General features: G+C 66.3%; 22 protein-coding genes. 3 read left to right on the top strand and 19 right to left on the bottom strand.

Annotation, left to right across the window (positions count from 1 at the left end; translation table 11 throughout):
- Positions 1–167 precede the first annotated feature (167 nt).
- On the top strand, positions 168–2,006 hold the full coding sequence (locus tag AB4Z16_RS01395) for a GH39 family glycosyl hydrolase (RefSeq protein WP_441509534.1): 1,839 nt from the start codon (positions 168–170) through the stop codon (positions 2,004–2,006).
- 54 nt (positions 2,007–2,060) lie between these two features.
- Here AB4Z16_RS01395 and AB4Z16_RS01390 read toward each other — a convergent pair whose 3' ends face one another.
- The 13 genes from AB4Z16_RS01390 to AB4Z16_RS01330 form a co-directional block, all read right to left on the bottom strand.
- Positions 2,061–2,408, bottom strand: coding sequence for a hypothetical protein (locus AB4Z16_RS01390; protein ID WP_441509533.1), 348 nt, complete (start codon positions 2,406–2,408; stop codon positions 2,061–2,063).
- 137 nt (positions 2,409–2,545) lie between these two features.
- Positions 2,546–4,270, bottom strand: a complete 1,725-nt coding sequence (locus AB4Z16_RS01385; protein ID WP_441509532.1) for an IlvD/Edd family dehydratase — start codon at positions 4,268–4,270, stop codon at positions 2,546–2,548.
- 149 nt (positions 4,271–4,419) lie between these two features.
- Positions 4,420–5,325: a LysR family transcriptional regulator gene (locus AB4Z16_RS01380; RefSeq protein ID WP_441509531.1), complete on the bottom strand. Its 906-nt coding sequence runs from the start codon at positions 5,323–5,325 to the stop codon at positions 4,420–4,422.
- Positions 5,326–5,337: 12 nt separating this feature from the next.
- Positions 5,338–5,673, bottom strand: a complete 336-nt coding sequence (gene fdxA / locus AB4Z16_RS01375) for a ferredoxin (protein WP_441509530.1) — start codon at positions 5,671–5,673, stop codon at positions 5,338–5,340.
- A gap of 117 nt (positions 5,674–5,790) precedes the next feature.
- A complete protein-coding gene (locus tag AB4Z16_RS01370; protein WP_441509529.1) occupies positions 5,791–6,570 on the bottom strand; it encodes an enoyl-CoA hydratase-related protein in 780 nt (259 codons plus the stop codon).
- Positions 6,570–7,736: a CaiB/BaiF CoA transferase family protein gene (locus tag AB4Z16_RS01365; protein WP_441509528.1), complete on the bottom strand. Its 1,167-nt coding sequence runs from the start codon at positions 7,734–7,736 to the stop codon at positions 6,570–6,572. The genes AB4Z16_RS01370 and AB4Z16_RS01365 overlap by 1 nt, the downstream gene beginning before the upstream one ends.
- A complete protein-coding gene (locus AB4Z16_RS01360) occupies positions 7,733–9,082 on the bottom strand; it encodes an FAD-dependent oxidoreductase (protein ID WP_441509527.1) in 1,350 nt (449 codons plus the stop codon). Before AB4Z16_RS01360 ends, AB4Z16_RS01365 begins: the two co-directional genes overlap by 4 nt.
- A gap of 26 nt (positions 9,083–9,108) precedes the next feature.
- The gene (locus AB4Z16_RS01355; RefSeq protein ID WP_441509526.1) at positions 9,109–9,942 is read right to left on the bottom strand and encodes an ABC transporter permease; all 834 of its coding nucleotides are present in this window, start codon (positions 9,940–9,942) and stop codon (positions 9,109–9,111) included.
- Positions 9,939–10,763 (bottom strand): ABC transporter ATP-binding protein, encoded by an 825-nt coding sequence (locus tag AB4Z16_RS01350; RefSeq protein WP_441509525.1) that lies wholly within the window; start codon positions 10,761–10,763, stop codon positions 9,939–9,941. The genes AB4Z16_RS01355 and AB4Z16_RS01350 overlap by 4 nt, the downstream gene beginning before the upstream one ends.
- 4 nt (positions 10,764–10,767) lie before the next feature.
- Positions 10,768–11,787, bottom strand: coding sequence for an ABC transporter substrate-binding protein (locus tag AB4Z16_RS01345; protein WP_441509524.1), 1,020 nt, complete (start codon positions 11,785–11,787; stop codon positions 10,768–10,770).
- Between the two features lie 151 nt (positions 11,788–11,938).
- The gene (locus tag AB4Z16_RS01340; protein WP_441509523.1) at positions 11,939–12,391 is read right to left on the bottom strand and encodes a deaminase; all 453 of its coding nucleotides are present in this window, start codon (positions 12,389–12,391) and stop codon (positions 11,939–11,941) included.
- A gap of 2 nt (positions 12,392–12,393) precedes the next feature.
- Positions 12,394–13,422 (bottom strand): ABC transporter substrate-binding protein, encoded by a 1,029-nt coding sequence (locus AB4Z16_RS01335; RefSeq protein WP_441509522.1) that lies wholly within the window; start codon positions 13,420–13,422, stop codon positions 12,394–12,396.
- On the bottom strand, positions 13,422–14,807 hold the full coding sequence (locus tag AB4Z16_RS01330; RefSeq protein WP_441509521.1) for an amidohydrolase: 1,386 nt from the start codon (positions 14,805–14,807) through the stop codon (positions 13,422–13,424). The genes AB4Z16_RS01335 and AB4Z16_RS01330 overlap by 1 nt, the downstream gene beginning before the upstream one ends.
- Before the next feature lie 443 nt (positions 14,808–15,250).
- Here AB4Z16_RS01330 and AB4Z16_RS01325 point away from each other — a divergent pair, with 443 nt between their 5' ends.
- Positions 15,251–15,463: a hypothetical protein gene (locus AB4Z16_RS01325; protein ID WP_441509520.1), complete on the top strand. Its 213-nt coding sequence runs from the start codon at positions 15,251–15,253 to the stop codon at positions 15,461–15,463.
- Positions 15,464–15,610: 147 nt separating this feature from the next.
- Here the strand turns inward: AB4Z16_RS01325 and hydA are convergent, their stop codons facing one another.
- From hydA to AB4Z16_RS01305, 4 genes are all read right to left on the bottom strand, one after another.
- Positions 15,611–17,092, bottom strand: a complete 1,482-nt coding sequence (gene hydA, locus AB4Z16_RS01320) for a dihydropyrimidinase (protein ID WP_441509519.1) — start codon at positions 17,090–17,092, stop codon at positions 15,611–15,613.
- A gap of 173 nt (positions 17,093–17,265) precedes the next feature.
- Entirely contained in the window at positions 17,266–17,925 is a 660-nt protein-coding gene (locus AB4Z16_RS01315) for an aspartate/glutamate racemase family protein (protein ID WP_441509518.1), read from the bottom strand.
- A 54-nt stretch (positions 17,926–17,979) separates the two neighbouring features.
- A complete protein-coding gene (locus tag AB4Z16_RS01310; protein ID WP_441509517.1) occupies positions 17,980–19,281 on the bottom strand; it encodes a Zn-dependent hydrolase in 1,302 nt (433 codons plus the stop codon).
- A 478-nt stretch (positions 19,282–19,759) separates the two neighbouring features.
- Positions 19,760–19,987, bottom strand: coding sequence for a hypothetical protein (locus tag AB4Z16_RS01305; protein WP_441509516.1), 228 nt, complete (start codon positions 19,985–19,987; stop codon positions 19,760–19,762).
- 121 nt (positions 19,988–20,108) lie between these two features.
- Here AB4Z16_RS01305 and AB4Z16_RS01300 point away from each other — a divergent pair, with 121 nt between their 5' ends.
- On the top strand, positions 20,109–21,641 hold the full coding sequence (locus AB4Z16_RS01300; protein WP_441509515.1) for a CYTH and CHAD domain-containing protein: 1,533 nt from the start codon (positions 20,109–20,111) through the stop codon (positions 21,639–21,641).
- Between the two features lie 405 nt (positions 21,642–22,046).
- On the opposite strand, the gene AB4Z16_RS01295 is transcribed toward AB4Z16_RS01300, so the two are convergent.
- Together AB4Z16_RS01295 and AB4Z16_RS01290 are read right to left on the bottom strand one after the other, a co-directional pair.
- Positions 22,047–25,190, bottom strand: a complete 3,144-nt coding sequence (locus AB4Z16_RS01295) for an efflux RND transporter permease subunit (RefSeq protein ID WP_441509514.1) — start codon at positions 25,188–25,190, stop codon at positions 22,047–22,049.
- A 3-nt stretch (positions 25,191–25,193) separates the two neighbouring features.
- Positions 25,194–26,354 carry an efflux RND transporter periplasmic adaptor subunit gene (locus tag AB4Z16_RS01290; protein ID WP_441509513.1) on the bottom strand — a complete coding sequence of 387 codons (1,161 nt, stop codon included), beginning with the start codon at positions 26,352–26,354 and terminating at the stop codon, positions 25,194–25,196.
- Positions 26,355–26,816 lie beyond the last annotated feature (462 nt).

Genomic DNA, 26,816 nt, shown 5'->3' with positions numbered 1-26,816 from the left:
CCTGAGGAGCGAGCTTCAGCTCGCGTCTTGAAGGGTGCTCCAGAGCGCACTGGATCATCCTTCGAGACGCGCCTGTGGCGCTCCTCAGGATGAGGGCTGAAGTTTCGATCTCATTAAAATTAGCCGGCAACAAATTAACTCCGCTGTCAGCGAGCGAAGGACCTGTCATGCCTGACACGACCCGCATTCATATCGACCTTACCGCCCCGACCACCCCGTTCCGGCGCTTCTGGCGCAGCACCGGCTTTTCCCCGGCGGAGCTGCTGCTGGAGCCGGAGATGCGGCAGACGCTCGCCTATGTCGGCGGCGTGCCCAATCGCGGCATCGAATACATGCGCGTGCACTACATGCTCGACCTCGTCACCGCGTCGCGCTTCGGGACATACGACTGGTCGCGGCTCGATGCGGCGATCGATGTCATGCTCGAACACCGCATCCGGCCCTTCTTCGAGCTCATGGGCAATCCGTCCTACATCTACACCGACTTCAACGACGTCGCGCAGGCGCATCATTGGCGCGACTTCATGGGCGAGATGGTCGAGCGCTACCGGGCGCGCTACGGCGCCGATGAATTGCGCGAGTGGTATTTCGAGACCTGGAACGAGCCCGACATCTGGTGGAAGCTCGGCGGCGAAACCGGCTTCAACAACTATTACGACGCCTGTTCCGAGGCGCTGAAAGCGGTCGATCCCAAGCTCAGGCTCGGCGGCCCCGGCGTCGCCCGGCGCATCCCGCCAATCTTCAAGAGCTTCCTCGCCCATTGCGACACCGGCACCAACCTCTTCACCGGCGAGACCGGCGTGCGGCTCGACTTCATCTCCGTGCATGAGAAGGGGGTGAAGAAGCACGCCGAGGATCTGACGCCGAACAGTCTCGCCATCATCCGGCACGAGATGATGGCGGTCGACTATATCCGCGAGCATCATCCCCGCTTCGCCAACCTGCCCTTCGTCAACGACGAATGCGATCCGCAGATCGGCTGGCATCTCTACCATACATGGCACGGCATGCCCTATTTCGCCGGGCTCGCGGCCAAGATCGTCGACCAGCACCAGCGCCTGATGATCGACGGGGAGGGCGTCGACTACGAGGTCCTCAGCAACGACAACGGCTTCGTCGGCCACTGGGGCCACCGCACGCATCTCACCTATTTCGGCAAGCGCCCGGTCCGTGCCGCCCAGGCCGAGCACAAGACCGACATCGCCGCCCTGGAAGCGCGCCAGGGGGAGCCCGAGCCTTTCGATCTCGTCAAGAAGCCGGCGCTCAGCGTCATGGAGCTGCTCGGCCTGCTGAGCGAGCGCCGTTTCACGCTCGACGGCCAGGGGCTCGATCCCGACCGGAATGGTCTCGGCGCGATCGCGACCGCGCTTGGAGGTGCGGCCTCGCCCTCCGGCGCGAGCGTGCTCCTCTACAACAGCGTCGACCGCATCTGGCAGTCTGGCGAGAGCGCGGTGGAACTCGCTTTTTCCGGGTTGCAGCCTGGCGCTTATGCGCTCGCCACCTTCCGCATCGCCCATGGCAAGGGCGATCCCTTCACAGTCTGGGAGGATCTCGGCGCGCCCGATCTGCCGAACGCCGCGGAGCTCGAAGCGATGCGCCTCGCGCAGGAGCCCGCCCTGACGGTCGAGCATCTCCAGATCGGTGGGACTGTTGCCCGGCACGAATTCAAGCTCGACATGCCGTTGCCGTCGGTTGCGCTGGCCGCGCTCGTCCGGCGCGAAGGCGCTGCACCTGCCACGCCCACTGCCCTCAGGATCCATCACTTCGGCGGCCTCAACGGCGGCAATCGCGTCTTGTTCTGGGAGCCGGCGCCGCATGAGAGCGTCCAGCTCTTCGACGTGCTCTGGAGCGCGCAGGAGAACGGCCCCTGGCAGGTAATCAATCCGGCCGGGCTGCTTTCGAGCGTCTATCTCGACGCACGCCTCGTGAGCGGCTTCTATCGCGTGCGCGCCCGGGACCTGTTCGGCCGTGTCAGTGCCGACAGCAACTCCGTCGCGGCGACCTGAGATAGCGCGACATCGGCGAGTTCCGCAGACCGAGGGTCGACGTGGAGGAGCGTGTCAGGCTGGCCCGGCTGGGATGTCGTGCCCGCCGGCGATGCCCGTGGAGACCAGCGTTTCGAAGTACTCGACCTTCAGGTCGAAGGATTTGAGGAGCTTCTGGGTACTCGGCTTCACGACTGCGTCGTCGAAATCGCCCTTCCCGAAATGGCCTGCGGACGCCATGTCCCTCCAAAAGCTCATGACGACGAGTTCGTTCTCGGTTCCCTTCACCTTGCGGGCCAAGGTGGCGCCCAGATGGCCGGGCAACTCGGCCATCTCGACGAAGGTGGTTTTCCGGAGGTGATCGGCATAGGCGGCCAGTACCGCGTCCGAACCTGCGACGGCGCGCCAGGAACGAATGATCATCCGTCGTTTCCTCCTGCGTTTGGGCAAGGCCGTGCTCCAAGAAGGACGCGCCCGCTATGCGGTCGTCCGCCATCGCGGCCACGCGAAGATATCTCGGCGCTTGAGGTCTCGCGAGCAATTGCCCGGCTCGTGGCGCTTCAGCAAAAGTCGAAATCGCAGCCTTCGTTCGCTTGCAGGACGGTCGTGAGGTAAAGGTGCCGATAGCCGCGCGCCTGCTCGACCAGGTGCGCCGGCGGAAGCCATTCGCTTTTCCGCCGCCGCAGCTCGGCCTCATCAACCATCAGCGTGATCGCGCGCGCGGGGACGTCGAGGCGAATCATGTCGCCGTCACGAACCAGCCCGAGGGGGCCTCCCACCGCCGATTCCGGTGCGATATGCAGCACGATGGTGCCGAAAGCAGTGCCGCTCATGCGCGCATCCGAAATCCGGACCATGTCCTTGACCCCGGCCTGGGCGAGCTTCTTCGGGATTGGGATATAGCCCGCCTCGGGCATGCCGGGCGCTCCCTTGGGGCCTGCATTGGTCAGCACCAGCAAATCGTCGGCGGTCACATCGAGATCGGGGTCGTCGATGCGGCGAACCATGTCCTCGACCGACGCGAAGACGACCGCCCGCCCGGTATGCGTCAGCAAGCCCGGCGAGGCGGCGGCATGCTTGATGATCGCGCCGTCGGGCGCAAGGTTGCCGTGCAGCACGGCCATGCTGCCGGTCGACTTCACCGGGTGCGCGACACTGCGGATGATGCTCTGATCGGGGACCCGCTCGGCGGCATCGGCGATCTCGCCGATCGTTCGACCGTCGATGGTCATTGCAGCACGGTCGAGGTGGTCGCCGAGCTCCTGCATCAGCAGGGGAACGCCGCCGGCCCAATGGAAATGCTCCATATAATGGTCGCCGGAGGGCTTGAGATCGATCAGCACCGGCACCTTGCGGCCGATGGCATCGAACGCGTCGAGATCGATCTTCAGGCCGGCGCGTCGCGCGATCGCGGCAAGATGGACGACGCCGTTTGTCGATCCACCGATCGCCTGCAACACCGTCAGCGCGTTGCGGAAAGCCGCCTCCGTCAGCAGCTCGCTCGGCTTCGGACCGCCCTGGGCGAGCCCCACAGCCCTTCGCCCGCTCGCCTCGGCGGCACGGATGCGGTCGGCATGGGTGGCTGGGATCGTGCCCGTTCCGGGCAGCGCGATGCCCAGCGCCTCGACGAGACAGCCCATCGTGCTCGCTGTGCCCATCACCATGCAGGTGCCCTGCGTCGGCGCCAGCCGCCCGCTCAGCACCTCGATCTCGTCCGCATCGATCTGACCGGCGCGATGCTGCCCCCATAAGCGCCGGCAATCGGTGCAGGCACCGAGAATCTCGCCCTTGTGATGGCCGACCAGCATGGGCCCGGTGATGAGCTGGATAGCCGGCACATCGGCGCTGACGGCGGCCATCAACTGTGCCGGCACGGTCTTGTCGCAGCCCCCGATCAGCACGACGGCGTCGATCGGTTGGGCCCGGATCATCTCCTCGGTGTCGATCGCCATGAGATTGCGCAGGAACATCGATGTCGGATTGGCGAAGGATTCGTGGATGGAGATCGTCGGGAACTCCATCGGCAGGCCGCCCGCCAGCATGACGCCGCGCTTCACCGCCTCGATCAGCCGGGGCACATTGCCGTGGCACGGGTTGAAATCGCTGAAGGTGTTGGTGATGCCGATGATCGGCCGATTCAGCGCGTCGTCTGAAAACCCGGCCGCCTTGATGAAGGCCTTGCGCAGGAAGAGCGAGAAGCCCGGATCACCATAGGTCGCAAGGTTACGGCGCATGCCGCGCGGCACTGGGCCGGTGCTGGGCGCATCATCGTCATGCTCGTTCATGGCTGCGAAATCCGCTCGTCGTCGCTGCACGGAACTTGTATCGGCGAGCACAATGACTCAGCGGAAAGCGAAACGGCAAAGCCTGTTTCGCTCTGCGCCAAAAGCCCCGCGCGCAATCTCGCTCCATCACTGGCTTCCGCGCCCGAAATTCAGGGGGTCGTGAGATGTCGGAGATCCTTCATCAAGCTCTTGGAAAGCTGGGCCGCTGGAGGCGACAGCGAACGATGGGTCGCCGTGATGACGCCGATGCGCAGCATGTTCACCCCGGGGGAGGACAGCGGGCGCCAGGCGATCTCGCCTTGTTCGATTTCCTTCAGGAAGCCGAGGCGGGTGAAAAAGGCGATGCCGAGTCCGAGCTCGATGCAGATCCGGATCATCTGAATCGAGTTCGAGGTGATCTTCGGTTTGAGCATCGCCTTGAACTGGCTGAAATCGGCGTCGGTGTCGGCACCGCGCGGCAACGGTCCGGTCTGGTCGAGCACCGGATATGACAGAGCTTCCTTGAAGCTGACGCTGAGGCGCGCGGTCAGCGGATGATCGACCGGCATGACCACCCCGATCGGCGCCGGCACTTCAGCGATGAAACTGACGTTCGCGGCCGATAGCGGACTGACGAAGGTCAGACCGATATCGACGGCGCCGCTGCTGACCATGCCGGCGATCTCGGCCGGCGGCGCGGCGAGCACGGTGTGGTTGATCGCTGGGAAGTCGCGCCCGAACCGCGCCAATGCCCGCGGCAGGAAGTCGACCAGCAGCGAGTCGAGCGCAGCGATCGTGACGTGGCCCGAGCGGGCTTCGCGAAGATCGTCGATCGCCGCACGAACCTGCCCAAAGGCTTCGATCGTCGAGGTGACGTGCTGCAGAAGCAGCGTGCCCGCGACGGTCAGGCGCATTCCGGCCGGAAGCCGGTCGAAAAGGGGGCCGCCGAACTCGTCCTCGAGCTTCAGGATCTGTCGGTTGATGGCACTCGCCGCCACATTCAGCCGGGCTGCGGCCCGGCGGATCGAACCCAGCCGCGCGACCTCCCGGAAATAGAACAGGGCAGCGGCGTGCATGACCGGGCATCCTCAGCTTGCGGCCTTCCTCGGCCAAGCCGCCACCGTGGGATGATCCCGCATCGTCGTCAAAGACAAGTCGGCGCCGCCGGGCTTGCCCCAGCCCGTCACGGCCGGTCCGAAGAACTCGCGGTTGACCGCCGGCCATTCGGCAAGCTCGGGTGGCAGCCGGTCGTCGGCGTGGATGGCCGCGACCGGGCAGACCGTCTCGCACAGGCCGCAATCGATGCATTCGTCAGGCTGGATATAGAGGGTGCGTCCGCCCTCGTAGATGCAGTCGACCGGGCAGGCTGCCAGGCAGGCCTTGTCCTTGATGTCGATGCAGGCGTCGGTGATCACGAAGGGCATGGCGGGCCTCCCGGCCTGAGCATTTCCGCGTTTCCCCCGAACCGCAGAAATGCTCTATCTATTTGTTTTATCGCATTTTCTTCACGCGAACCGGTGGCTACTTCGCTCGAAAATTCTCTAGCGCCCCTGCCAGACGGGCTTTCGCTTCTCGCGGAAGGCGCGCACGCCTTCGTCCGAATCCGCCGATTCCAGTGCTGCGACCAGAGCCGGCAAGCGCAGCGCCTGTGCCTCAGTCGGCGAAAGATGGGCGGTTCGGCGCGCGACCTGCTTGATCGCGCGCAGCGAAAGGGGCGCACAGGCGAGGATATCCTGCACCCAGCGGTCGACTGCCGCGTCAAGCTCGTCCACGGCTGCGACCTCGTTGACGAGGCCGAAGCCGAGCGCTTCCTGCGCCTTGATCCGGCGCCCGGTCAGCAGCATGCCGAGCGCGTGGCGATGCGCGATCTGGCGTTGCAGCAGCACCATGCCGCCGTCGAGCGGCAGGCGGCCGACGCGCGGCTCGGTCAGCCCGAAGCTCGCATGCTCCGCCGCCACGACGAGGTCGCAGCCGAGCACCATCTCGAAACCGCCGCCGACCGCGTGGCCGTTGACGCGGGCGATGACGGGAATGTCGAGCGTCTGGCGGAGCGCGATGCCGCCGAAGCCTGCCGGCCGGGCCGCCGCCCAATAGGCGAGGCCGGTCAGATCCGGATCGACATTGCGCATGTCCGCGCCGGTGCAGAAGGCGCGGTCGCCCGCGCCGGTGAGCACGACCACACGCACCGAAGGGTCCGCCTCGATACGCTGCCAGATCGCCTCCATCTCCGCCTCGGCCGGCTGGTCGAGCGCGTTCATCACCTCCGGCCGGTCGATGGTGACGCGGGCGACGTGGTCCTCGACCGAGAGGCTGACAGGCATCAGGCCACCTTTTCGAAAGCGGGCAGCCCGAGCTCGCCCAGGATTTCGTCGGTATGTTGCCCGAGGCCGGCGGGAACGATGCGGATCGTAACCGGCGCGGCTTCCATATGGATCGGCGAGCCGACCACACGCACCCGCTCCGTCGGCCCGTCGGCCTCAAGGATCATCCCGTTGACGCGGGTCTGCTCGTCGTCGAGCGCCTCCGCGAGCTGGCGCACGGGTGCGCAGAGCAGGTCTTGCCGTTCGAGCCGTTCCAGCCAATAGGCCGTGGTCTGCGTCGCGAAACGCTCGGCGAAGATCGCCTGCAAGGCCGGCTTGTTGGCGACCTGCAATTCATGGCCGGCGAAGCGCGGGTCGCTTTTCAGCGCCGGCAGATCGAGCGCAGCACCGATATCGCCGAGCGGATCGGCCTTGAAGGCGCCGACCAGGACGAGGGCGCCGTCCTGCGTCGCGAAGACGCCGGTGAGCGGCATCGCTCCCCAATTCACCTCGCGCCCGCGCATCATCTGCGCGGCGGCCTCCTGCGTCTGCGCCGCCAGCATCGAGTCGAACAGCGAAACGCTGATGCGCTGGCCCTTGCCGGTCTTGTGGCGTTGCAGCAGCGCCAGCAGGATGCCCTGGACCATGTGCATGCCGGCCGAATAATCGGCAAAGGTGGTCGAGAGCACGGCAAGCGGCTGATCGGCATTGGCGCGCCGGTGCATCACGCCCGAGAGCGCCTGGGCCAGCACGTCCTGGCCGCCCTTATGGGCATAGGGCCCGGTCAGCCCGAAGCCGGTGCCGACCGCATAGATCAGCCGCGGATTGCGAGCGGACAGCGTCTCATAGGAGAAGCCCATCCGCTCCATCACGCCGGCGCGGAAATTGTTGACGACGACGTCGGCCTCGTCGATCAGCCGCAATACGGCGTCCTTCGCCTCCTGCTTGCGCAGGTCGAGCACGATCGAGCGCTTGTTGCGGTTGAGCGAGCAGAACACCGGCCCCTGCAACCCGGCAGGGTCGTTTGGGAAGGATGTGCGCGAGAGATCGCCTGTGGGCGGGCGCTCGATCTTGATGACGTCGGCGCCGTAGTCGCCGAGCACCTGCGTCGCGACGGGCCCCATCATTACCTGGGTGAAGTCGACGACCTTGATGCCGGCGAGCGGCAGTTCGGCGGGGGTGGTCACGCGGCATTCTCCAGGATGGTAGCGTTCGTTGAGGGAATGTCGCCGGGGTCGCCGCCCTGGGCGCGCACGCGCTTGCAGATCTCCTGCGGAGCGATGTCGCGCAGGCGCTGCCCGCCGGCGACGGCGAGCGCAGCCGCGATGCCGGCCGACTGGCCCATCGCCATGCATGGCGGAATCTCGCGCGACATCTTCTGCGCCTGCTCGGTCGCGGAATAATGCCGCCCGGCGACGACGAGCCCATCGAGCCCGCGCGGCAGCATGGACCGATAGGGCGTGTAGTAGTCGCGGCCGCGCGCCACGGTGTCGGCGAAATGCACGCGGTCGAGCACGTCGCGCTTGCTGACGACATAATCGCCCTGCAGCAGCCGGGTCTGGCGCACGCCGAGCTGCGGCGCGACATCGACGACGAAGCAGCTGCGGAAGCCAGGCATGTTCTCGCGGACATAGTCGACGAGGGCATAGAGCTTGTTGCGGCCCTCGAAATCGGCGCGGGTCAGGTCCTCGACCGCGAGCGCGTCGAACCCTGCCATATGAGGGCAATTGCACCAGACCACGCCGGGCAGCGGCGTCTTCAGCCACCACATGTCCCAGGAGCCGCCCATGATGCGCTTGGCCTGCCGGTCGACGACGGCGAAGGCGTCGGGCTCCTCGTGCTGGAAGCGCTCGGCCTCGTCGGTATCGACGCCGCCAAGGCGGAACACGGTCGTGACGATGAAGGAGCCCTTCTCATGGGCCGCGCCGGCGGAAGCGGCGACGTCGAGATCACCGGAGGCGTCGACGATCGCATCGGCGAGGATCGCCTGCCGTCCCGACTTGGTCTCGCAGACGATGCCGGTGACCTTGCCGTTCTCGACCAGGGTGCGCGAGAACCAGGAATGCAGGCGCACATCGAGTTTCGCCTCGGCGACCATCTCGTTGGCGGCGCGCTTCCAGCCATCGGGGTCGAAGGCGGCGGCCATCACGATTGGCTGCGGCTTGGTCTGGGCGCGGAAGTCATGCGCGCCCCAGCGCGCCCATTTGCGGTGCATCGCCCAATCCTGGCGGCGCTCCTCGGGCGGCGGATAGACGCAGGCGCCGCGCGCCGCCATGCGCTCGATCATCTCCATGCAGATGCCCTGCACGGTGACCTCGTCGCCATTGTGCATGTCGTCGAGCACCAGCACCATGCCGCCGGAGGCGAGGCCGCCGAGATAGGGATAGCGCTCGACCATGGTGACGGCGCAGCCCTCGCGGCGGGCGGCGATCGCGGCGGCCATGCCGGCCGGCCCGCCGCCGACGACGAGCACGTCGGTCTTGGCGACGACGGGAACGGACCCGCCCGGTTCTGCGATGGTGGTCGGTGTCATGGACCTCTCCATGTTTTGGCGGGGTGTCAGTGCGCGTTGACGGGCTGCCAGCGCACGATCAGGCGCTCGAGCATGGTCACGCTCAGGAAGAACAGCATCGAGAAGCAGGAGGCGACGATCACGGTCGCGTAGAGCAGCGCCGAGTCGAAGGAGTAGGTCGCCTGGATGATCAGCGCGCCGATGCCGACATTCGAGCCGATCCATTCGCCGACAATTGCGCCGACGACCGAGGTCGATGCCGAGATCTTCAGCGCCGAGAACAGATAGGGCAGCGAGTTGTAGAGCCGGAGCTTGAAGAAGACCTCGCGCTTCGAGGCCGAGAGCACCCGCATCAGCTCCATCGCCTGCGGGTTCACCGCCTCCAGCCCGCGCACCATGTTGACCAGCGTCGGGAAGAAACAGATCAGCGCGGCGATCGCGATCTTGGGTTCCATGCCGTTGCCGAGCAGCAGCACGAGGATCGGCGCCTTGGCCACGACCGGAATCGTGTTGATCAACACCACCGTCGGGAAGAAGGTCTCTTCCAGCGTCTTCTTATGGACGAAGGCGGTCGCGATGATGATCGCGACGATATTGCCGAGGAGGAAGCCAGCGAGAGCCTCGATCGCGGTCGGGACGAGGTTCGACAAAAGGATGCCGCTCTTGCCGATCAGCGTCTGCGCCACGAGAAGCGGCGTCGGGGCGACGAAGGGCGGGACCTTGAACAGGTAGACCAGCGCGGCCCAGATTCCGAGGAAGATGGCGATGCCGACGAAGGGCAGGATGCGCCGGCGCAATTGCGCGCGGCGCCGGGCCCGGCGAAAGCCCTCTTCGGCGTCTGCAATGGTCTCGTTGTGCGAGATCGCGGTGGCAAGCGTCATTCGGTGCCTCCCAGCGCTGCGCGTAGGACCGTGGCGGTGCGCATGAATTCGGGCGTCTCTCGGATCGCGAGCGTGCGGTCCCGCGGCAGGTCGATATCCACCAGGGAGGCGACGCGGCCGGGATTGGCTGCCAGCACCAGGACCTGCTCGCCGAGGAAGAGCGCCTCGTAGACGGAGTGGGTCACGAACAGGATCGTCGTGCCGGTCTCGCGCCAAATGCGGCGCAATTCCTCGTTCAGCCGGTCGCGCGTGATCTCGTCGAGCGCGCCGAAGGGCTCGTCCATCAGCAGGAGCCGCGGGCCGCCGAGCAGCGCGCGGGCGATCGAAACGCGCTGGCGCATGCCGCCGGAGAGTTCGTGCGGAAAGCTGCCTTCCCAGCCTTCCAGCCCGACCAGCTTGAGCAGTTCGCGCGGGGTGGGCATGCCCGAGGGCAGGGGCGGTCGGCCGCCGACCTCGAGCGAAAGCTCGACATTCTGCAAGGCCGTTCGCCAAGGAAGCAGGGCGGCGTCCTGGAAGACGAAGCCGAGCGCGCGCTGGAGCCTGGCCTGCTGCGGGGTCTGGCCGAGAACCGTGACCTGGCCCGAGCTCGGCGGGATCAGATCAGCGACGACCCGCAACAAGGTCGACTTGCCGCAACCGGAAGGGCCGAGCAGGCTGAGGAAGCCGCCGCTCTCGACGGAGAAGCTGACATTCTCCAGCGCGGTCACGGTGCGCCGCTCGGTGACGAAGCGGACCGAGAGGTTGTGACAGCCGACGGCGGTGCTGCCTGCCGGCCGCGCTGCATCGGCCCGGCGCGGTTCCATCATGGCGAGCGTGGCCATCGGATCAACCGATCCGTGGCCGGGCGTCGGCCGTCATCCTGAGCACGTCGAGCGTCATCACCTCGGAGAGCTTCGGCGTGCGCTTGGTGAACTGCCCGAGCGCCGCATAGAGGTCGATCTGCTGCTGCCAGACGGTCGCATCCATCGTGCCCCAGCCCTCGGCCTTGGTCTGCGGGCCGAAGGAGAAGGCAAGCATCACATCGAGCGCCTCGCGTTCGTCGGCGGCGATCAGGTTCGGATATTCCTTGATCAGCAGGGCGACCGCCTGGTCGCGATTGGCATGGGCATAGGCCCAGCCCTTTGCGGTCGCGCGCAGATATTTCGCCAGCACGTCGCTCTTGGATTTCAGCGTGTCGACCGTGGCGTAATAGGGCAGGGCGTAGAGCTTCACGCCGGCATCCCAGAGCGACATCCCGACCCGATCGGGACCGAGGACCTTGAGCGCGGTGGTGTTGGTCTCCCAGCCGGTCACGACATCGACCTGGCCGGTGAGCAGCGGCGTCATCTCCGCGCCGATCGGGACGACGGTGACGTCCTTCTCCGGAATCTTGTTCTGGGCCAGCAGCGCGCGCAGCAGGATGACGCCGGTGGACTGGATGCCGACCTTCTTGCCGATGAAGTCCTTCGGCTCGCGCACCGGGTTCTTCTTCAGCGAATAGAAGGTGTAGGGGTGCTTCTGGCAGCCGGCGGCGAAGCAGACCACCGGCAGGTCCTGCGAGGCGGCGAGCATCAGCGATGGGCTCGACGATACCTGCCCGACCTCGAACCGCCCGCTGGCAACGACGGCGACGCCGTCGACATTCGGGCCGCCGGGCTGGATGCGCATCTCGATGCCCTCGGCCTCGTAGTAACCGAGCGCCTTGGCGCAGACCTCGCCGATCTGGTTGCCGCCGGCGATCCAGCCCAGCTGCATGTTGACGGTGGCCTTGCCCTGGGCTTGGGCTTCTATCGAGAGCAGCGGTCCGGAGAAGGCGGCGGCACCGGCGCAACGCAGGAAATCACGTCTGTCGAGCGGCATGATCATCGTCCCCTTTATGTGGCGGTAACCGCCTTATCGGGGGAGTAGATCATTAACCGGCGTACTCAGATATCACAAAATTTCGTTCGAAGTGTTGCCGCAATGAGAACATGCACAAGTCGCCGGCAATTGCCGCGGCGTTGCGCAGCGCGATGCCTCAGCTGGGGGTGACCGCCGCGACGTCGACATGCCTTACGGCGACACCGCCCTCCTCCAGGATGACGCTGGATCGAATGAAGGCCTGCCCCCAGACCGGGTCTTCGAAGGCCGGTGGCGGGGTCTCCACGCAGACGATCCCTGCATCGACGATAGCGCGCGCGCAGTCGATGCAGGGAAAGAACGTTGTCGTCAGCGTGGCGCCCGCCGTCGCGATGCCGCGCCGTGCGGCGGCGAAGATCGCATGGCGCTCGGCATGCTCCATCCAGACGAAGCGGCCGTCGCCCTCGTGGCGCTCGGGCAGGTCGCGCACGCCGGCGGGGAAGGTGTTGCACGCGGCGATCGCCGTGCCGTCGCTCGACCGAAGGATGGCGCCGACCTGGCGCACGCGGTTGGGGCTTTCGCGGGCGGCTTCGAGCGCCGCATGCATGTTCGCGTCCGGGGTGTTGGCCATGGTCAGCCCAGCCGCGGGCGCGAGTCTTGCGTCAGGGCGAGGATCTCAGGCGTATAAACCTCGTCTGCCGAAGGGACGCGCGCGGTGAACTCGCCGAGCTCGCGGAACAGGTCGATCTGGTCCTGCCACAGTGTCTGCGACATCGCTCCCCAGCCCTGTGTTCGCGTCGTCTCGTCATAGGCGAAGGTGATCAGCGATTTTGCGGTCGCCATCGCATTGGCCGCGTCGAGCTCGGGCTGGTTCTCCAGCAGATAAGCGACGGCCTGCTCGACATTCTGGTAGGCGAAGGCCCAGCCCTTGGCGCTGGCGCGCACGAAGCGGGCGAGGACGTCCTTGTGCTTCGCCAATGTCTCATGTGTCGCGTAATAGGGCAGGGCGTAGAGGCGCACGCCGCAGTCCCACAAGGCGAGCTCGATCCGGTCCGGGCCGACGGCAAGGCCGTTCGACATCCAGCCGGTCGCGACATCGACCTGGCCGGTGAGCAGCGGCGTCAGCTCAGCCCCGATCACGGTGATTTTGACGTCGCTCTCCTTGAGGCCGTTGCGCAGAAGCATGCCGCGCAGCAGCGGTCGCGCGGTCGCCTGGATGCCGACGCGCTTGCCGACCATGTCTTGCGGCGTGCGCACGGGAGCGCGCGGCAGCGAGAAGAATGTGAACGGGTGCCGCTGCAGCGCTGAGGCGAAGCAGCGCAACGGGATGCCTTGGGACACTGCGAGCAGCAGGGAAGGCGAGGATGAGAGCTGCCCGACATTGGCCCGGCCCGACGCGACGATGGCGACGCCGTCATTGCTGGGGCCGCCCGGCTGCATCTTCAGCTCGATGCCTTCGGCCTCGTAGTAGCCGAGCTTTATGGCGGCGATCTCGCCGAGCTGGTTGTTGCTGAGCCGCCAGCTGAGCTGTGCGTTCACGACATCCTTGCCGGCCGCGCGGGCGACCGAGATGCTCAGGCCTCCGCCGGCAAGGGCGAGGCCGGAGGCCAGGAGCGTGCGCCGGCTGGGGCAGAAGATCGATTGAACGGGGATCCTGCTCATCATTGCTCCGTGGCTGGGGACCGGAAGGGCCGTGCAGGCGGGATGGCGTGGCCGCCGCTCATCTCCAGCGGCGGCAGGCCGACATGCGCAGCCAGGCGCGCACCCGCCGCGCGCACCCCCGCGATTGCCGCGCCCATGTCAGCTAGAAGGGGCGCGCCGTCACGGGCGACGACGCGGCCATCGACGATCGTGGCGCGAACGTCGCGGGTCGTCGCGCTGAAGACGAGCGAGGTATAGACGTCGTAGAGCGGCTGCATATGCGGCAGATCCGTCCGGATGATCGCGATATCGGCCTTCTTGCCGGCTTCGAGGGAGCCGAGTTCATCGGCCATGCCTATCGCCCGCGCCGCGCCGATCGTCGCCATCTCGAACACGTCGCGCGGCGGCATCGCGGCATTGCTCAACGCCATCAGATTGGCGACCTTGGCGACATAGCCGAGCTGGCCGAGGGTATCGATGCCGTTGCCGCTCATCGGGCCGTCCGTGCCCAGCCCGACGGCAACGCCGGCACGGCGCAGCTTCGCCGCCGGGGCCACGCCTTTTCCGGCCTTGATGTTGGCGACCATGTTGTGCGCGACGCTCATGCCGCCCCGCGCCATGATCGCGATGTCGTCGTCGTCGACGAAGATGCAATGCGCGGCGATGAACACGCGCCGGGAGAAGCCGAGCGCATCGAGATGGGCGATGGGCGTCAGGCCGCGCCGCTCGCGCAGGCGCTGTGCCTCCCACTCGAATTCGGAGACATGCATGGTGACGCTGCAGCCGCTACGGTCGCTCAGCGCCACGATGCCGGCCAGCGCCTCGTCGTCGAGCGCGTAAGGCGAATGCGGCGAAAGGATCGGCGTCACCAGCGGATGGCCGGCCCAATCGGCGAGCCAGCCCTCAGCACGACCGAGCCCCGCGCGCCAGTCCGGCGAATCCGGCGTCCGCTGGTTCATGATGGTCTGGCCGATCAGGCCACGGATGCCGACTTTCTCAGCCGCCAGTGCCCGCCGCTCGGGATAAGTATAGCTGTCGACGACGCAGGTCGTGCCGGCGACGACCATTTCGATCGCGCCCAGGGTCGCCCCGGCCTCGACCAGATCGCCATCGACCATGTCGCGCTCCAATGGCCACATGAAGCGCTCCAGCCGGTCGGGCAGGCCCTCGCCGAGGCCGCGAAACGGCGTCATCGCGAAATGGCAATGGCTGTTGATCAGACCGGGGATAACCAGCCCGCCCTCGGCGTCGATCTCCTGCCTCGCCGTGAAGCCTTCGGCGATCGAGGCCGGTCCGGCAGCGGCGATCCGATTGCCGGAAACCACCACCGCGCCGCCGACATGGACCGAGAAGTCTCTGTCCATGCCGACGACATGGCCGTTGCGAATGATCAGATCGGCTTGCATGTTCCGCCTCGGCAGATGCGGCTCGCCAAGGCGGCGCTGCGTTAGCGGAGCCTAGCGCTGGCGTAGCGCGCCGGGAAGGCATCGATTTTAGCCTCGAACGTACTGATTTCGGCAACGTGCCCGTTGGCGAGCCAGATGCCCTCGGGAGCGCCATTTCCTTTTCTTTCGGATCGCAACCCGGCGATGGTCGCGCTCGTAGCGTGCAGGCGGGGACAATCGTGAAAGCCCTGGCCAATGCTTTGAACCGCTTGCCAGATCTAGCGAGAAGCCGCGCGAATGCCATGCCTCCTAAGGGCGCACAACGCGCTGGCCCCAAGCTTGCGCTTCCATCGCCTGCTATGACTGTGCCGGCCCAAATTGAAACAGTGTGTACCGCGTGGGGCCATTATGCGTTCAAAGCTCTATCGTCTGCCTCTCATGCCGCGCCGCTATCCGAGCAGGCCATGAACATGACGCAGCACATCAATCCAGATCATGACCAGTGCGTCATCTTTCTCAAATGCGCCCTGCTTTGCGTGACCGAGAAAAATCCTGAAGACGAGCGCCTGCGAAAGGCGATCGAGCTCGTGCTGGACACTGCAAGCCACGCCGAGAGCGTTCCGCCGCCTTCCAACGTCGTGCAGTTCTGCCGAAGGGATGCGCGAGTCGACGACTGAACTCGCACACGCAGGCCTCGTCTGGCGGTGCGACCGGCGAGGGCGGCCGGTGCCCGGAGGATGAATGCGCTCCGGGCCATGCGTCCCGATGAGCGCATTGTGGTTCCGGCCGCCAGCCGCTGAAAATCGCAGGCGGAATAATGCGCGTCAGTCGAGGATCGCCGCGCCGAAATTCGAGCCCGGGTCCATATCGGCGACAAGGCGCCCCGTCGGCTCCGTCGCCCAGCCGCCCTTGCGGCTCAGCCAGCGGCCGGTGCCGGGCTTCCCCCGCAGCGCGCCGTCAGCGACGATCTCCTCGCCCCTGACGAGCACACGCTCGGGCCAGCCGGTGACGCTGCGGCCGGCGAAGGGCGTGAAGCCGGTGCGGTCATGCATCGCCTCGTCGGTGATGGTGACGGCCTTCTGCGGGTCCCAGATCGCGATGTCGGCGTCGTAGCCGGGCAGGAGCGCGCCCTTGCCCGGCAGGTTGTAGATCGCGGCGGGCGCGGTCGCCGTCAGGCTGACGAAGGCATCGAGCCCGCGCCCGGCGAATTCGGGGCGACCCTTCGAGACCAGCGCGTCGAAGAGCAGGGGCAGCCGCGTCTCCAATCCGGGCAGGCCGTTGGCGATCTGCTTGAAATTCGGGTTCGGTCCGGCCGAGAGCTTGCCGGTCTCGTCAAAGCGATAGGGCGCGTGGTCCGAGGAGACCGTCTGGATGTCCCCGAGCGCCAGTGCCTGCCAGAGTGCATCCTGGTCCGCCTGCTCGCGCGGCGGCGGTGAGCACATCCACTTCGCGCCCTCAAGGCCCGGCTTGTCGAGATCGTGGCGGGTCAGGAAGAGATATTGCGGGCAGGTTTCGGAGAAGACCTTGAGGCCGCGCCCGCGCGCATCGCGGATCACTTGTGCCCCTTCGGCAGTCGAGACGTGGAAGATCATGATCGGCTGGTCGAGCAGTTCGGCCGCCGTGATCAGCCGGTTGAAGGCCTCGGCTTCCGAGCCGCGAGGATGGCTGATCGCGTGGTATTTCGGCGCGACATAGCCCTTCTCGACGAGCTTCTTGCCCATCCACGAGATCATGCCGTGGTTCTCGGCATGGACGCAGACCAGCGCCCGGTTCTGCCGCGCCGTCAGCAGCAGGTCGAGCAGCGGCTCGTCATCGACCTTGATCAGGTCATAGGTCATGAAGACCTTGATCGAGGCATGGCCCTCGTGGATCAGCGCCGGCAGATCCTGCGTGATCGTCTTGGCGTCGGGGTTGGCGACGATGAGGTGGAAGGCGTAGTCGATCAGCGCGCCGCGCCGGGCCAGCGCGGCGTAGTCGTCGACGACCTCTCGCAGATCGAGGCCGCGATGCTGGGCGGCAAACGAGATCAGCGTGGTGTTGCCGCCGAAGGCGGCCGAGATCGTGGCGCTCTCGAAGGTGTCGGCGTTGAGCAGCCCGCCGGCCGAGACCTGCTCGACATGGGCATGGGTGTCGATGCCGCCCGGCAGGACGAGCTTTGCCGTCGCGTCGATCTCGCGTGCGCCGGGCGCAAGGCCGAGACCGAGTGCGGCGACCTTGCCGTCCTTGACCGCGACATCGGCGCGGAAGCTGCCGGTCGCGGAGCCGACCGTGCCGCCGCGAATGACCAGATCGTAGGTTGCCGTCATCTGCTCTATCCTTCCAGCCCAACGTCTACTCGGCTATTCAAGCCCTCATTCTGAGGAGCCGCAAAGCGGCGTCTCGAAGGATGCTCCAGAGCGCTCGAAAGCCTCCTGAAACATCCTTCGAGACGCGCCTGCGGCGCTCCTCAGGATGAGGGCTGGTAACTCAAACAAACTGCCTAGCGCACCATGATCGTGCCGAGCGCCATGGCGACCGCCGCTTGCGTCGGGTCGATCACGGGCACGCCCAGCGCATCTTCCAGCGGCCTGCGATGACGCGCCATGCCGGCGCAGCCCATCACGATGGCGCCGGCGCCGTCCTCGTCCCGGAGCTCGCGCCCGATCGCGATCATGCGCGCGAGCGTGCCTTCGCCGGACGCGCTCTCGGCCACCGACATCTCCAGCGGGCGTTCGCCGGCCAGCCGGTCCATCAGCCCCATCTGGCGGAGATAGCGGATATGGCGCGGGATCGAGCGCGACTTGATCGCGATGACGCCGAAGCGGTCGGCCCGCGTCAGCGCCGTCAGCACGCCGCACTCGGCGATGCCGAAGACCGGGCTCTGCGTGCCCTCACGGGCGATGTGGAGGCCGGGGTCCGAATAGCAGGCGATGACGAAGGCATCGACGTCGTTTGCGGCCTCGATCAGGCGGCGCAGAGGAAGGGCCACGCTCTCGACATGCTCCTGCGTCTCGATGCCAATCGGCCCCTCCGCCAGCGTCTCGCAGACGATCTCCGGGCCCTCCGCGAAGCTGAGCGGCACGAGCGCCTGGCGCAGCCCTTCGGTGACCATCTCGTTCGAGTTGGGGTTGAGGACGAGGATGCGGGGGCGGCGGTTCATCGGTGAAATCCCGAGATGGTGGGCTGGTCGTTCAGCATGGCATCGCTCGGCGCTTCAGGCGACTTCTTGCACGACCCAATCTGCAAGGATCGTGCAGGCGGCCAGGAAATCCTCGATCGCCATCGTCTCCTGCGGGTTGTGGCTGCCATGCTCGTTGCGCACGAACAGCATCGCGATTGGGACGCCGGCAGCGGCGAAGGCGGCGGAATCATGCGAGGCCGGGCTGCCGAGCGGCATCGTCGCGATACCCTGCCGATCCGCCGAGGCCTCCAATCCCGCTACGATAGACGGGTCCACCGGCCCGACGGCGGCGCTGGCGCGGGCGCCGAGTTCGAAGGTGACGCGCCTTCGCGCTTCGATCTCGCGGATGGCGGCGATCATCTTCGCCTCGACGCGCTCCAGCACGGCAGGGTCATAGGCGCGCACGTCGAGGCTGAAGGCGAAGCTGCCGGGAACCGTGGTCAGGCCATGGACGGCCGGATCTGTGTGGAAGCGGCCGAGCGTGACGGCCATCGGGAAGCCAGCCTCCTCCTCCTCCTGCCAGATCTGGTCGAGCATCACGGCGAATTCGGCGCCGGCCATGGCGGCGTCGCGGCGGAAGCGGCGGGGAGTGCCGACATGGTCGTGCCGCCCGACGATGCGCGCATCGGGATAACGAAAATTGCCGGGCACGCCGGTGCAGATCGCCACCGGCAGGCCGGATTCGACCAGGCTCGGCGCCTGCTCGATATGGACTTCGAGGAAGGCACGGATCGCCGCGGGGTCGAGATGGCGCTCACGCCGGCGGATCGCCGCGGAATTGCCGCCGCAAGCGTCGATGCTGGCGGCGAGCACACGGCCATCGTCGATGCGCTTCGCTTCCAGCGCGCCGTCCGGCAGCGTCCCGAGCGCCGAGCGGCCGCCGATATAGGAGACCTGGAACCAGACGCTCTCCTCGGCCCGCACGCCCATCGCCGTGACGTCACAGCGCGGCTGGATGCCGAGCGCGCGCAAGGTCTCGATGACGACGAGTCCGGCGATGACGCCGGCCGCGCCGTCGAAATTGCCGCCATGCGGCACGCTGTCGAGATGCGAGCCCATCAGGATGCGCGGGGAGGCGGCGTCGCGGCCTTGCAGGGTCACATAGGTGTTGGCGGCGAAGTCATGGGAGAGGGCAAGCCCGCACGCCTTGCCGTGTTCGGTCAGCAGGCGATGGCCGAAATCCGCGCCGGCGCCATAGGTGTCGCGGGTGATGCCGGGTTCGTCGCGGCTGCCGGCCGCCAGCCGGTCGAACAGGGCCCCCACCCAGCGGCGCTGGGCGGCGACGGCCGTGGCGATGGCCGTGTCAGTGTCAGGCGTCCTGGCGGTGGCAGTCATGTCGGTCCGTTCGAATGGGGCGCAGCCGGTCGGGCCGGCCTGCGTCGTCTTACGATACTTGCCGCCGGCAGGCAGCCCGGAAACCTTGGGCCAGCCCGCGCGGCCACACAATGGCGCCGTCTATGCAGATTTCCGGGGTGACATTCGCGCGTTGCATAGCGCCATCGCGCTCAGTCCTGGCCGTGTTCGCGGCTGTCTCGGCGGTGATCAACCTGACCCGCACAGGAAGGCGTCGGCCGCGCGCGAGATCCGGGCGCTTGCGCGAGCGGACGGCCGAGGCCGTCACCTCGGAAGCGGGCATGAGGGGGCGGGTAGCCAGATCGTAATGCCCGGAAAAGACCGGGGAGAGAGGGTCGACCACGGCAACGCCGACGCCGCTTTGCAATACGCGCCGCCGATCCGCCGAAAGACGGGCGGCCGTCACCAAGAGGCGGGCTGCGCGAGCATCTGGTTTCGCGAGTCGGGGGACAGCGAGCGGCTACGATTGAAGAGCGAGGCCGAGCCGCGCTTCACGAGCAGCGGCCACCTTGCGCTGGACCGGGGGCGGGATCATGCTGTCGTTGCCGGCGCCGAGATGGAGGCTGGGCTCGATGTTCGAGGCCGCGACGTTGAGTGCTGCGGTGCCCCAGGGCATCTGGAATTCGACCGCGAAGGGAACGGTCTTGGCATCGATGTCGGCGGCGAAGGAAGCAGCGCCGTCGAGCAAGCAAATATGTCGGAGATTTTGCTCCCCATGACGGTTTGACCTCGATCATCGTCACGAGCCTGAGGACGCGCTAGCCTTCGTCTCCCTTCCCTGTCTTGGCGGAGCTTGTCGGGGCCAAAGCATGAGCGATCCGAAGGAAGTCGAGCTGAAGCTGGTTTGCGATCCCTCGGACTTGGCTGGATTGCGAGAATGGCCGCGCTTTGCCGCCGAGGCACTGAGCACAGGTCGATTGGAGTCGACCTATTTCGACACCTCCGAGCGCCTGCTGCAGGCCTGCGGCTACGTGCTGCGGGTGAGACGAACCGATGATCGCCATGTCCAGACGGTGAAGGCAGGCGGTGACGGGCTGATCGAGCGGCGCGAATGGGAGGAGCCGGTCGACGGCCCCGAGCCCGATCGGGATGCCCTGCGCGGGACACCGCTCGCGAAGCTGCTCGGCAGGAAGGCGAAGCTCGCCGCGCTGTTCACTGTGTCCGTCGAGCGCGCCACTTGCCTCGTCAGCCAGGGAAGCTCTCGGATCGAAGTTGCGCTGGACCAGGGACGCGTGACGAATCCTGGCGCGGAGAATGGTTCGGACGTCGCGGCGATTAGCGAGATCGAGCTCGAGCTGAAGCAGGGAACGGCCGAAGACCTCTTCGCTCTCGCGCGTGAAATCTGCGAGCAGGTCCCTGTGCGTCTCGGCGTCGTGAGCAAGGCGGAGCGCGGGTTCGGCTTGATCGATGGGGAGGGCGATCGGGCTCACAAGGCCGAGCCGATCGACTTGTCGGACGACATGACGGCCGCCGACGCATTCCGCAGCATCGCTCATGGCTGCCTGCGCCAGCTGCGGCTGAACGAGGATGTTTTGCTCGGCCGCCACGACGTCGACGCCTTGCATCAGGGTCGCGTCGCGATCCGCAGGCTCCGCTCGGCAATGTCGCTGTTCAAGGACCTCCTGGCCGACGATCGGTTCGAGAGCATCAAGGCGGAACTGAAGCGCCTGTCGCAGCCTTTCGGGCGGGCCCGAAACCTGGATGTCTTCCTCACGGAGACGCTACCGGCGGAGCTGGCGCGCCATCCCGATCATGCCGAGCTGCTGAGCCTCGAAAAGCATCTTCAGAGCCAGTGTGCCGAAGCCTATCTCGCGGTGGTGCTGACGCTGCGTTCGGAGGATTGGCGGCGCTTCCTGATCGATCTGGTCGCGTGGATCAACGCCGGGCCGTGGCTCACGGCGCAGAATGATACCGAGCGCGACCAGCCCGTGAGACCCTTCGCGTCGCGGATGCTCGACAAGCGCAGGCGGCAGGTGGAGAAGCGCGGCCGAAACCTCGCGGCATTGGGCATCGAGGAGCGGCATCAGGTCCGCATCGCGGCCAAGAAGCTGCGCTACGGCGCCGAATTCTTCGCCAGCCTCTATGAAGGCAAGAAGGAGCGCAAACTCCAGAAGGCCTTCGCATCGGTCTTTTCGAAACTGCAGAGCAGCCTCGGCGGGCTCAACGACATCGCAGCCGGCCAGCAGCTGATGAAGCGCGTGGTCGGCTCCGATGCCGTCGGTTCCGTCCAGTTTGCCGCCGGCCTGGCATTGGCCGATGTCGAGGCGAAGGAGCAGAAGCTGCTCGCATCCGCCATCGAGGCCCATGGCGCGCTGATCGAGCTTCAACCATTCTGGCGCTAGAAGATCAGGGCGGCCGAAGAATTGCGGCGCATGCCCCTGGCATCTCCGCCCCGAATATTGTGGCGCGCGAGCCCGCGCCTCCCAGATGGGAGTTGCCGGCGAAGCCGCAGGGGATCAATCGGGATCGACCATCTCACTTGGGGCAGGTCGATCCATGGATCCCGACAGCGCTCCGGCAGGCGATGTGCCGTTGGCTTCAAACCCGATGCTTCTGGTCTTTCTCGATCTCTCGATCGAGGAGATCGAGATTCTCTGCCGTGTCGAGCGGTCGCGCGAACCGCTCGCGCCGCCCCGGAGCGGCAGCTGGCTCGGCTGCCTTCTGGCATCCCTGAAGAGCCGAGCGCCGAAAGGATCACAATAGCCGTTCCGACAGGGTTCCGCCCCTCGCTGGGCTCCGCCCCCGCCCTATGCCGCTGCCTCCGGCTTCTCCTCGGGGCGCGTCGATGGGCGCACGCGCTCGCGCAGGGATTGGAACACCACATAGAGCGCCGGGATGACGAAGATGCCGATGAAGGCCGCCGCGATCATGCCGCCGAACACGGGCGTGCTGACATTGCGCCTGGCGAGCATCGCCGGCCCTTCGGCGATGACGAGCGGCAGCAGGCCGAGAATGAAGGCGAAGGAGGTCATCATCACCGGGCGGAAGCGCAGACGCGCCCCTTCCGTCGCCGCATGCAGCAGCGGATGTCCCTTCTCGCGCATCTCCTTGGCGAACTCGACGATCAGAATGCCGTTCTTTGCCGCCAGGCCGATCAGCACGACGATGCCGATCTGACCATAGAGATCGAGCGTCAATCCGGCGACCACGATCGCGGCGAAGGCGCCAAGCAGGCCGACCGCGACCGAGAGCAGCACCGGGATCGGGATCGTCCAGCTTTCGTACAGCGCGACGAGGAAGAGATAGGCGAAGAGCAGGGCGAAGGCGAGGATGATTCCGGTCTGCCCCTCCGCGCGCTTTTCCTGGAACGACACGTCGGTCCAGGCCCCGCGATAGTTCGCCGGCAAGGTCTTGGCCGAAACCGCCTCCATCGCGGCGAGCGCTGCGCCGGAGGAGACGCCAGGCGCGGGCGAGCCCTGCAGGGTCACGGCGAGGCGGTTGTTGTAGCGGATCAGCGCCTGCGGCCCGACAACGACCTTCGCCTCGACGAAGCTGCGCAGCGGCACCATGTCGCCGGCGCGGCTGCGGACATTGATGCGGTAGATGTCGTCGACCGAGGCGCGATCGGCGCCGTCCGCCTGGACCTGAACCTGCCAGGTGCGGCCGAACAGGTTCATGTCGTTGACATAGTAGCCGCCGAGCGAGGCCTGCAGGGCCTGGAAGACGTTGCTGAGCTCGACGCCGAGGATCTGGACCTTGTCCCGGTCGATGTCGAGATAGATCGACGGAGCGGAATCCGAGAAGGTCGAGAACACACGCCGCAGCTGCGGGTCCTGATTGGCCGCGATGGTGAGGCCGCGCAGCGCCCGGCCGAGCGCCTTGGGATCCGATGTCCCCATGTCCATCACGACGTAGCTGAAGCCGCCGCCACTGCCGAGGCCGATGATCGGTGGTGGGGCCAGAGCCACGACGTTACCGTCGCGCACCGCCCTGAGCTTCTGCGAGAGCCGGGCGATGATCGCTTCGGCGGAATCCTCGCGGCTTGGCCGCTGATCGAAGGGCTTCAGCGAAATCATGACGAAGGCGGCGTTGGGCTGCGAATAATTGTCGAGGAAGTTGAGGCCGATGACGGTGGAGTAGTCGGCGATCGCGCTTTCGGTTTTCAGGATGCCTTCGACCTGGGCCATGGCTGCGGAGGTGCGGCCGATCGAGGCGCCGTCGGGCAATTGTGCGACGATGAAGAAGGCGCCCTGGTCGTCGTCGGGCAGGAAGCCCGTCGGCGTGATGCGGCTCATCCCGTAGATACCGGCGCCGAAGGCGGCGGTCAGCAGGAGGCTGATGAAGGAAACCCGCACGAGGCGCGCGACGGCGGAGCCGTAGCGGTCGCGCACCCAGTCGATCCCGCGCATGAGGCGGGCGATCGGCCCATGCCGCGGCCCTTCATGGCGCTTGAGCAGCACGGCGCAGAGCGCCGGGGAAAGCGTCAGGGCATTGATGGCGGAGAGCACCATCGCCACGGCGACTGTGACCGCGAACTGCCGGAACAGCTCGCCCGAAATGCCGGGGATGAAGGCCACCGGCACGAAGACCGAGAGCAGCACAAGCGTGATCGCGATGATCGGCGCCACGATCTCGCTCATCGCCTTCTTCGTCGCCTCGGCGGGGGTCAGCTCCGGATGTTCCTCCATCACGCGCTCGACGTTCTCGATCACCACGATCGCGTCGTCGACGACAATGCCGATCGCGAGGACCACGGCGAGTAGCGACACCGTGTTGGCGGAGTATCCGATGGCGTTAAGGACGACGAAGGCGCCGATCAGGCTGACCGGCACCGCGACCGTCGGGATCAGCGTCGCGCGGAAATTGCCGAGGAACAGGAAGACCACGAGGACGACGAGGACGAAGGCCTCGATCAGCGTCTTCTGCACCTCATGGATCGTCGCCTCGACGAAGGCCGTGGGGTCGTAGGTGACCTTCCACTCCAGCCCTTCCGGGAAGGACTTCGACAGGTCGCCGACCGTCTTCTTGACGGCGTCGAGCGCGGCGATCGCATTGGCGCCGGGCGACTGGTAGACGCCGATCAGCACGGCGGGGCCACCATTCAGCCGCGTGTCGCGGTCGAGATTGGCGGCGCCGAGCTCGAGCCGCGCGACATCGGAGAGCCGCAGGATCGAGCCGTCCGGATTGGTGCGCAGCACGATCTTGCCGAACTCCTCCGGCGAGCTCAATCGGCCCTTGGTCTGGATATTCAGCTGCAGCTGCTGATCGTCCGAGATCGGACGGGCGCCGATCCGACCGACGGCGGCCTGCGTGTTCTGCGACTGGATGGCGCTGATGATATCGCCGGTCGTCAGGTTGAGACCGGTCAGGTTGTCGGTGCGGACCCAGGCCCGCATCGAATAATCCTGAGCGCCGAACAGCGCGGCGTCGCCGACGCCGGGCGTCGAGCGGATGGAGTCGAGCAGGTTGATCGTGACGTAGTTCGAGACGAACAGCGTGTCGTAGTTGTTCTTCGGCGCATAGACCGCGATCACGCCGAGCAGGGCCGAGGACTTCTTCTTCACCGTCACGCCGTTGCGCTGCACCTCCTGGGGCAGCTTCGACAGCGCGACCTGCACGCGGTTGTTGACGTTGACGCTGTTGATGTCCGGGTTGGTTCCCAGCTCGAAGGAGACGAGCAGCGAATAGCTGCCGTCATTGCCGCTGACGCTCTTCATGTAGAGCATCTTGTCGGTGCCGACGATCTGAGCCTCGAGTGGCTGGGCCACGGTCGCCTCGATTACCGCCGCCGAGGCGCCGGGATAGGAGGCCGTCACCGAGACCTGCGGGGGCACGATGTCGGGATACTGTGCCACCGGGATGGCGAAGAGCGACAACAGGCCCGCGATCGTGGTGACGAGCGCGATGACGATGGCCAGGCGCGGCCGGTCGACAAAGACGGAGGTGAACATGGCTCAGCTCCGGCCGACCGGCGCAGGCACGGGCGAGGGCAGGACCGGCGACCCCGGCCGCAGATTCTGCAGCCCCTCGACGATGATCTGCTCGTTGCCGACGAGGCCCTGCTCGACGACGACATAGGCGCCGACCTCTGCGCCGATCTTGACGCGCTTGACCACGGCCTTGCCGTCCTCGACCGCGAAGACATAGGGGCCCTGCTGATCGGCGATCAGAGCCGATTGGGGGATCAGGACCTTTTCTTCGGGTTTGTCGGCCTGGACGGTGACGCGCACGAGCGTGCCGTCGATGAGCTTGCCGTCCGGATTCGGAACCTCCGCGCGCACCAGAACCGTATCGGTGGAACGGTCGACCGAGACGTCGACGAAGTCGACGCGGCCCTTGTAATTATATGCGCTGCCGTCCGCGAATCTGAGACTGACGGAGGGCGGGTCCTTCAGTTCCGCGACCGAGTTCGTCTTCAGCCCCAGGAACTCGCGCTCGCTGACCGGGAAGTTGACGTACATCGGGTCGTTGCTGACGATCTGGACGAGCACGCCGCTATCGGGGCCCACGACGTTGCCTTTGGTAACCTTGGTCCGGCCGATCCGGCCGGCAATCGGGGCCGTGATTTCCGTGTAGCCGAGATTGATCTGCGCAGTCTTCAGATTGGCTTCCGCGATCGTCTGGTTGCCCTGCGCGCTCTTCTCATCGGCGACACGCTGATCGCGGACGGCGACGGACCCTGCACTGGTGCGCAGGAGATCCTCGGCGCGCTGCCGCTGCACGATGGCATTCTGCAAGGTGCCCTGCGCGCCTTCCAGCGCGCCTTGCGCCTGTTCGACGGCCGCTTCGAACGGTGCCCGTTCGATGCGGAAGAGGGGCGTGCCTTCCTTGACGTTTGCACCGTCCTTGAAGAGCACTTCTTCGAGATACCCGGTGACGCGCGCGCGGATGTCGACGCGGTTGATGGCTGCGATGCGGCCTACGAAATCGGCGGTTTTTTCGACGGGCCGCTTTTCAGCGGGGACGGTGCCCACCGGAATCTTCGCCGGGGCGGCTTGCTGGGCGAGGGCGGTGGTCGCGGGATTCAAGGCGAGACCAACGGCCAGGGCCATCGCCGCAAGGCAGAGAATTCCAGGGCGCAGTCTTTCATCCGCGCGCTGCGAAAATCCAGGCATCCGCATTCCCTTCCCCTGCCATCTCGACCGCCGGATCGGCTCCATCGCGGGGATGGGCCGGATCGCGGCGATACTGGGCGTTTTTTTTGAAGGGCGCTACAGCCTTGTTCGAGCTGTCATAAAAGGTGCTCGTTGATCTTGGCTGTTGTTCATGCCGAAGAGCGGTCTTGACTGGTGCCGGCCGAAGCTTTGGCGGCATTGATCCCGGTGAGGGTGGTGCTCGCTCAGAACGCCGAAATATAGTCGCCATAGCCACAGCTTTGGCCGGGAGTGGAAAGCGGCGAGATGCCTGACCAAGTCATAAAATTATCGTCAAAATGACAGTTTTGAATTCTGCCATGTTGAATATTGTTTCTGGTGTCGATGTTCTGGCCGTGCGCGTCTGCAGAGGCAGTGCTCCGAATATCGCTCCTTGAGTCATATGTGAATTCGCGTCTAGAGTTCTGTCCGCTGTTATCGTTT

The organism is Allobosea sp. TAF32, assembly GCF_052113585.1.
GTDB lineage: Bacteria > Pseudomonadota > Alphaproteobacteria > Rhizobiales > Beijerinckiaceae > Allobosea.
The sequence above is the reverse complement of the archived record's forward strand: the minus strand, read 5'-3'. Positions and strand labels throughout refer to the sequence as shown.